The organism is Streptomyces sp. Isolate_45, assembly GCF_024721315.2.
In the GTDB taxonomy this organism is placed as follows: Bacteria; Actinomycetota; Actinomycetes; order Streptomycetales; family Streptomycetaceae; genus Streptomyces.
The window spans coordinates 1-6784 of sequence record NZ_JANFAK020000269.1; the positions used below are offsets into that span (position 1 = coordinate 1).

Genomic DNA, 6784 nt, shown 5'->3' on the forward strand with positions numbered 1-6784 from the left:
CGGCCGCGCCCCGGTCGGCCGAGGAGCCGGAGCCGTCCGCCCCGCAGCCGGTGAGCGCGAGGGCCCCGGCCAGGGACAGGGCCGCGAGGGCCGCGGCCGTACGGTGTCTGTGGAGCGTGCGCATCGTGAGTACCCCCGGGGAATCCGCCGAATGTCGCCCGTTCGACGTACGGCGCCCCGCCCCCGGTTTCGCACGCCGGGTCCCGGACCGGTCGCGATGAGGTCACGGTCCGGCCTCACCGGGCGGTCTGACACGATGTGTCCATGCATGAAGCGGACACGCGTACGGGCCACCCGGCAGCCCCGGGGCACGCCGTCGTCATCGGCGGCGGCATCGCCGGCCTCGCCGCGGCCCACCGGCTGCTGGCCGCCGGCGTCCGCGTCACCCTCCTGGAAGCCGGGCCGCGCCTCGGCGGCAAGCTGCACGCGGGCGAACTCGCCGGCCTCCCCGTGGACCTGGGCGCCGAATCCGTGCTCGCCCGCCGGCCCGAGGCCGTGGACCTGGCCCGTGCCGTCGGCCTCGCCGACGCCCTCCAGCCGCCCGCCACCGCCACCGCCCACCTGTGGACCCGGGGCGCCCTTCGCCCCATGCCCCGCGGCCACGTCATGGGCGTCCCCGCCGAACCGGGTCCGCTCGCCGCCTCGGGCGTGCTCTCCGACGCGGGACTGGCCCGCATCGAGGCCGAACGCGACCTGCCGCCCGTCGAGATCGGCGAGGACGTCGCCGTCGGCGAGTACGTCGCCGCCCGCCTCGGCCACGAGGTCGTCGACCGGCTCGTCGAACCCCTCCTCGGCGGGGTGTACGCGGGCAACGCCTACCGCATCTCGATGCGCGCCGCCGTGCCCCAGCTCTTCGACGCCGCCCGCTCCCACCCGATGCTCGGCGAGGCCGTACGGGACCTCCAGGCCCGCGCCGCCCGGCAGCCGCAGGCCGCCGGGCCCGTCTTCGCCGGCATCGACGGCGGCATCGGACGGCTGCCCCTGGCCGTCGCCGCCGCCTGCCGGGCCGCGGGCGCCGACCTGCGCACCGGAGCCCCCGTCCACGAGGTCCTGCGGACCGCCGGCGGATGGCGCGTCGTCACCGGCTCCGAGGTCATCGACGCCGACGCCGTGGTGCTGGCCACCCCGGCGGGTCCCGCCGCCGACCTGTTGGCCACCCTCGCCCCCGCGGCCGCCGCCGAACTGCGCGGGGCCGAGTACGCCTCCATGGCCCTGGTCACCATGGCCTTCCGCCGCGCCGACCTACCGCCGTCGATCGTCGACGGCGGCGCCAGCGGGTTCCTCGTACCGCCCGTCGACGGCCGCACGATCAAGGCCTCCACCTTCTCCAGCAACAAGTGGGCCTGGAGCGGCGCCGATCCGGACCTCTTCCTGCTGCGCACCTCCGTCGGCCGGCACGGCGACGAGCACGACCTGGGGCGGGAGGACGGGGAACTCGTCGACGTCTCGCTCGCCGACCTCGGCGCGGCCGTCGGCCTGACCGCCCGGCCCGTGGCCTCCACGGTCACCCGCTGGGACCGCGGCCTGCCCCAGTACCCGGTCGGCCACCTCGCCCGGGTGGCCAGGATCCGCACCGCCGTCGCGGCCCTTCCCGGCCTCGCCGTGTGCGGCGCCCTCTACGACGGCGTCGGCATCCCGGCCTGCGTCGCGAGCGCGGGGAAGGCCGCCGATGTGGTGATCGCCTCGTTGGCCACCCCTGGCGCAGACCACTGATCAGCACACGGGACAATGGACACATGACTGCACCGGAGAAGATTCCCAACGCGGGGAAGAAGGCGAAGGACCTCAACGAGGTCATTCGCTACACCCTGTGGTCCGTCTTCAAGCTGAAGGACGTCCTGCCCGAGGACCGCACCGGCTTCGCCGACGAGGTCCAGGAGCTGTTCGACCAGCTGGCCGCCAAGGACATCACCGTCCGCGGCGCCTACGACGTCTCCGGCCTGCGCGCCGACGCGGACGTCATGATCTGGTGGCACGCCGAGACCGCGGACGAGCTGCAGAGCGCCTACAACCTGTTCCGCCGCACCAAGCTGGGCCGCGCCCTGGAGCCGGTCTGGTCGAACATGGCGCTGCACCGCCCCGCCGAGTTCAACAAGTCGCACATCCCGGCCTTCCTGGCCGACGAGGTCGCCCGCGAGTACGTCAGCGTGTACCCCTTCGTGCGCAGCTACGACTGGTACCTGCTGCCCGACGAGGACCGCCGCCGCATGCTCAAGGACCACGGCATGATGGCCCGCGGCTACCCGGACGTCCGCGCCAACACCGTCGCCTCCTTCTCGCTGGGCGACTACGAGTGGATGCTGGCCTTCGAGGCCGACGAGCTGTACCGCATCGTCGACCTCATGCGTCACCTGCGTGCCTCCGAGGCCCGCATGCACGTCCGCGAAGAGGTGCCCTTCTACACCGGGCGCCGCAAGTCCGTCGCCGATCTGGTGGCCGGACTCGCCTGATACCTCCCCTGGGGGGAAGGACCGGAGGATTTGACCTCCTCCGGGGATCGGGAGGCCCTGCCCCCGAATCGACGCAGCCGGAGACCCCGCCCGGAAGTTCAGACGACTGGCGGCAGCAGCGCCCTGGGAGCGCCCGCTGCCCGGTCGTCCAGCGACACCGGTGCGGGCTCCGGATGCGGCGCACACGCGGTACGCCACCCCGGAGTGGCGCCCGTCAGCAAGTACCGCTCCACCCGCCGGTCCACGCACGCGTTGCGTCCGCCGGCCACCCCGTGGCTGCCCGCCCCCTCCTCGGTGACCAGCGCCGCCCGCGGGCCGAGCCGCCGTTGCAGCTCCAGCGCTCCCCGGTGGGGCGTCGCCCCGTCCCGTTCCGCCGCCACGATCAGCGTCCGGGGCAGCCGCGCGGGGGCCGCTCCCACGGCCACCGGCCGTTGCCGCTCCGCCACCGGCCAGAAGGCGCACGGCAGGTTCAGGAACGCGTTCGCCCAGGTCTCGAAGGGCGCCCGGCGCGCCAACTCGGTGTTGTCCCGGTCCCACGTCTCCCAGTCGGCGGGCCAGGGCGCGTCGTTGCAGAGCACCGCCGTGTAGACCGCCGCCGCGTTCGCGGCCCGCGCCGCGTCCCCCGGACGCGGCCCCGCCTGTTCGACCAGCGGCCCCGGATCGCCCCGCAGGAAGGCCGCCAGGGCCGCGGCCCGCTCCGGCCAGACCTCGTCGTAGTAGGCGGTCTGGAGGTACGCCGCGTGCAGTTCGCCCGTCCCGACGACCCCGTCCGCAGGCTCCCGGGCCACCGCCGCCCGGACCCGCTCGTAACTCGCCCGCACGGCCCGCGCGGTGGCGCCGAGCCCGTACGTGGCGTGGTGGCGGGCCGCCCAGGTCCGGAAGTCGGACCAGCGCCGTTCGAAGCCCGGGGCCTGGTCGAGGTTGTTGCGGTACCAGATGCGGCGCGGGTCCGGGTCCACGGCCGAGTCGAAGACCATGCGCCGCACGTACCCCGGGTACCGGGTGGCGTACACCGCCCCCAGGTACGTGCCGTACGAGGCCCCCATGAAGGTCAGCCGTTCCTCGCCGAGCGCGGCCCGGAGCACGTGCAGGTCCCGGACGTTGTTCAGCGTCGTGTAGTGCGCCAGGGCCCCACCGGCCCGCCGCGCACAGCCCAGGGCGTACGTCCGGGCCTCGGCGACCCGTTCCCGCTTGTACGCGGCGGACGGCTCGGCGGGAACCAGGGTCGGTCCGGCCGGCGCCGGCGCGGCCGGGTCGCGGCAGGACAGCGGGGCGGACCGGCCGACCCCGCGCGGGGCGTAGCCGACCAGGTCGTAGGCGGCGGCGACGCCCCGCCAGGCCGGGAGCCCCGCGAACAGCGGGAAGTGCATCCCGGAGGCGCCGGGCCCGCCCGGGTTGTAGACGAGCGCGCCCTGCCGTGCGGCGCCCCCTCGGCCGGTGGCCGGGACCCGGCTGACGGTGAGGGAGATCTGCGGGCCGTCGGGGCGGGCGTAGTCGAGGGGGACGCGCAGGGCGGCGCACCGCACCGGGCCGGGCAGCTCCTCGACCACGGGGCAGCGGCCGAAGACGAGCCCACCGGCCGGGGCGGCGAGGGCCGCGCGACGGGCGACGCGTGCGGCCCCGGCGTCCTCGGCGGCGGTCCGGTCGGTTCCGCCGGCTGCGTTGGTCCCTGAGGTCCGGGCGCTTGCGGTGCCATCGGCCTCCCCGGGGGCGCGTTCCGCCGCACCGGGCCGCGCGGTGGGGGCGGCGACCACCGGGGAGGGCAGGCACAGGGCGAGGGAGAGTGCCGCCAGGGCGGCGGCGCGGCGGGTGGGCGTCGTCCGGCGGCGGGCGGGCGTCGTCCGCATGGCGGCTCCTTCGTCTCATCGGCTGGTCCGATGAGATGTCAGGCCCGCCGCCCTGTACAGACGCATCGCCGGGCGTCGCGGGCACGGCCCGCGTTACCCCCCGATCGGCCCCCGGCCGGCCCGCGCCGCGCGGAAGTCCCGTCGGGGCGAGGGGGGACCGACGCCGCGGGGCCCGTCAGGCGAGCGCAGCCCGCAGCCCCGGATCGGTCACGGCCCGCACCCCGTGCACGGCCACCGCCGTGAGGGGGTCCGGGGTGACGTCCTCGCGTTGCAGCTCCAGCAGCAGCCGCCGGCCCGAGGGGGACGCCCAGGGGGAGTGGCGGTGCCCTTCGAAGCGGGCGACGGCCTGGCAGCTCAGGGTGAGCAGCAGCGGCAGCGAGAACCACCACAGCACGGTCACCGCGGTGCCCCTTTCGGAGGGGGCCGCGGCCAGCGAGGCCGCGGCCATGGCGAGGACCAGCCAAGTGGCCCGGCGGACCGCCCGGAGGCCCTCCGCGAGGTCGCCCCGTACCCCGTCGGGGACGGTGAGCCCCGCCGCTCCCAGCCGGTCCGCGAGGACCCGTACGGCCTCGTGACCGGCCGCCGCGGTCCGCAGCTCCCGGACGGGGGACTGCCCCTGCGGGCCGAACGCCTCCAGCAGGGCCCGCTCGTGCGGGTCCCGCCCGACGGGATCGACGACGGTGGCCCAGCCGGTGTGGGCGAGGAGCAGCCGCCGCCCGCGCTCCATGGACAGCAGCGTCACCACGGCGACCCGGTCCGGCCCGCCGGCCAGGTACGCGGCCTCGTACAGGCTCAGCCGGTGTTCGACGACGAAGCTCTCGACGGAACCGGCGGCCTCGGTCGTGGCCCGCAGGAGCCGAACGCAGGCCATCAGCACGCCGGCCCACGCCAGCAGGAGGAACAGGACCCAGAACATGCCTGATTCCTACAGGTCGTTGAAGCGGGAAGTCAGGGACGGCGCGCACATGTGAGCACCTCGTGAACTGTGATGACGGACGTTCAGGAGCTGCTGCTCCCACAACTGGAACTGCTGCTGCTCCCACAACTGGAGCTGGAGGAGCCGCAACTGGAGCCGGACGACGAGCAGCTGGAACCCCCGCCCCCGCCCCCGCCGCAGCCCGACGAGGATCCGCACCCCGGCCCCGAACCGCAGCCGGACCCGCCGCCACCCCCGCTCCCGCCGTCGGAGGACGCGCACCAGAGCACCGGGGCCACGAACTCGTCGGAGGAGCCGGACGCCCCGGAGGAGTGCGGCCGGTGCCCGCCCGTCCGCGTCCGGGCGGCGGCGAGCCGGGCCTCGCGGGCCGCGGGCACCAGGTGGGAGCGCAGGTACGGATCCTGCAGACCGCGCAGCCCGAACAGGGCGGTCTGCACGTGCGGCGCCGGGTTGCCCACGTGCTGCGCCCGGATCTCCCCGAGCGCGGCCCGCCCGGTCGGGGTGATCCGCCGGCCCGCGCGCTTCGCGCAGACGACGCCCATCACCAGGCCGGCGATGAGGGCGGGCAGCACGGCGAGGGCGAACGGGATCCGGGGCCCCGCGTCCAGGGCCAGGCTCACGACGGTGATCGGGATCGACGCGAAGGCCAGCAGCGCGCAGAGCAGGGCCTGGAGCTTCCCCCAGCGTCGTCGGCCACGCCCCGCACCGGGCTCGGAGACGAGGCCGCGGGCGGCCAGGGCGTCGCCGATCTCCTGCACGGCCGGGTCCAGCATGGCGTCGTAGCGGATCCGGTAGAGCCAGCCGGAGGGGGCCTGCCGCAGGGCCAGCAGCACGGCCCGCTCCGCGGTGTCGCCGGCCCGGGCCCCGGACCGTACGTGGACGATGCCCGGACCGCCGATCACCAGGCGGCCGTCGCCGAGGAGGGAGACGAGCGCGGCGTCGACGACGGCTCCGGGGCCGCCCGCCATGAAGGCTGCCTCGGACAGGTCGTGCAGCCGCGGCGCGGGCCCGGCCACCGGGGGCAGGGCGCGGCGCTGGGCGACCAGGAGCAGGGCGGTGGAGGTGACGACGGCGATCCACACGAGGGCGATGAGGACGGTCACGCTGCTCTCCCCACCAGGGCGCGGGCCCAACGGACGATCCGGCGCGGTGGCCGGGCCCCGGCGCGGTCCCGCCACCAGGTGGTGAGCCGGCGGCGGGCGGCCGGGTCGGCCGGCAGGTCCTGGATGAGCAGGTGCTCGGCGAAGTCCAGGGCGTCGCGGCGGTAACCGGCCGTCATGGGCCGTTGGCGGGCGTACGCGAGGAAGGCCGTGCGGTAGCCGGCGGGGCCGCCGAGCAGTTCGGGCAGTTCGGGCGCGACCTTGGCCACGACCGAGGCCCGCTTGGCGGCCAGGGCCCGTGCCTGTACGCGGATCCGCTGCCGGTCGAAGCCCTCGGGCACCGGGGTGCCGGCGACCAGCGCCGACAGCAGGGCCGCCTGCCCGAGTCCCAGCCGGGTGCGGGCCGCCCCGGTGTCGGGGGCGTCGTCGGGCGCGGCGGCCCCGGGGTTC

General features: G+C 76.2%; 5 protein-coding genes and 1 pseudogene. 2 read left to right on the forward strand and 4 right to left on the reverse strand.

Annotation, left to right across the window (positions count from 1 at the left end; all coding sequences use genetic code 11):
- Positions 1-264 precede the first annotated feature (264 nt).
- Both hemG and hemQ read left to right on the forward strand, forming a co-directional pair.
- Positions 265-1713 (forward strand): protoporphyrinogen oxidase, encoded by a 1449-nt coding sequence (gene hemG, locus NOD94_RS39460; RefSeq protein WP_281211065.1) that lies wholly within the window; start codon positions 265-267, stop codon positions 1711-1713.
- Positions 1714-1736: 23 nt separating this feature from the next.
- A complete protein-coding gene (gene hemQ, locus NOD94_RS39465; RefSeq protein WP_281211066.1) occupies positions 1737-2450 on the forward strand; it encodes a hydrogen peroxide-dependent heme synthase in 714 nt (237 codons plus the stop codon).
- Positions 2451-2548: 98 nt separating this feature from the next.
- On the opposite strand, the gene NOD94_RS39470 is transcribed toward hemQ, so the two are convergent.
- The 4 genes and pseudogenes from NOD94_RS39470 to NOD94_RS39485 all read right to left on the reverse strand — a co-directional run.
- Entirely contained in the window at positions 2549-4297 is a 1749-nt protein-coding gene (locus tag NOD94_RS39470) for an alpha/beta hydrolase (RefSeq protein WP_281211067.1), read from the reverse strand.
- Between the two features lie 175 nt (positions 4298-4472).
- Positions 4473-5213, reverse strand: a complete 741-nt coding sequence (locus NOD94_RS39475) for a TIGR04222 domain-containing membrane protein (protein WP_281211068.1) — start codon at positions 5211-5213, stop codon at positions 4473-4475.
- Between the two features lie 83 nt (positions 5214-5296).
- Complete coding sequence (locus NOD94_RS39480) at positions 5297-6337, reverse strand: TIGR04222 domain-containing membrane protein (RefSeq protein WP_281211069.1); 1041 nt, start codon at positions 6335-6337, stop codon at positions 5297-5299.
- Positions 6334-6784, reverse strand: a pseudogene (locus NOD94_RS39485) (endonuclease); the annotation flags it as partial. The pseudogene NOD94_RS39485 and the gene NOD94_RS39480, both read right to left, overlap by 4 nt.

Bases quoted from the DNA above. Each gene is read 5' to 3' on its own strand.
- NOD94_RS39475 (WP_281211068.1), bottom strand. From the start codon at position 5,213: ATGTTCTGGGTCCTGTTCCTCCTGCTGGCGTGGGCCGGCGTGCTGATG.
- hemQ (WP_281211066.1), top strand. From the start codon at position 1,737: ATGACTGCACCGGAGAAGATTCCCAACGCGGGGAAGAAGGCGAAGGAC.
- hemG (WP_281211065.1), top strand. From the start codon at position 265: ATGCATGAAGCGGACACGCGTACGGGCCACCCGGCAGCCCCGGGGCAC.
- NOD94_RS39470 (WP_281211067.1), bottom strand. From the start codon at position 4,297: ATGCGGACGACGCCCGCCCGCCGCCGGACGACGCCCACCCGCCGCGCC.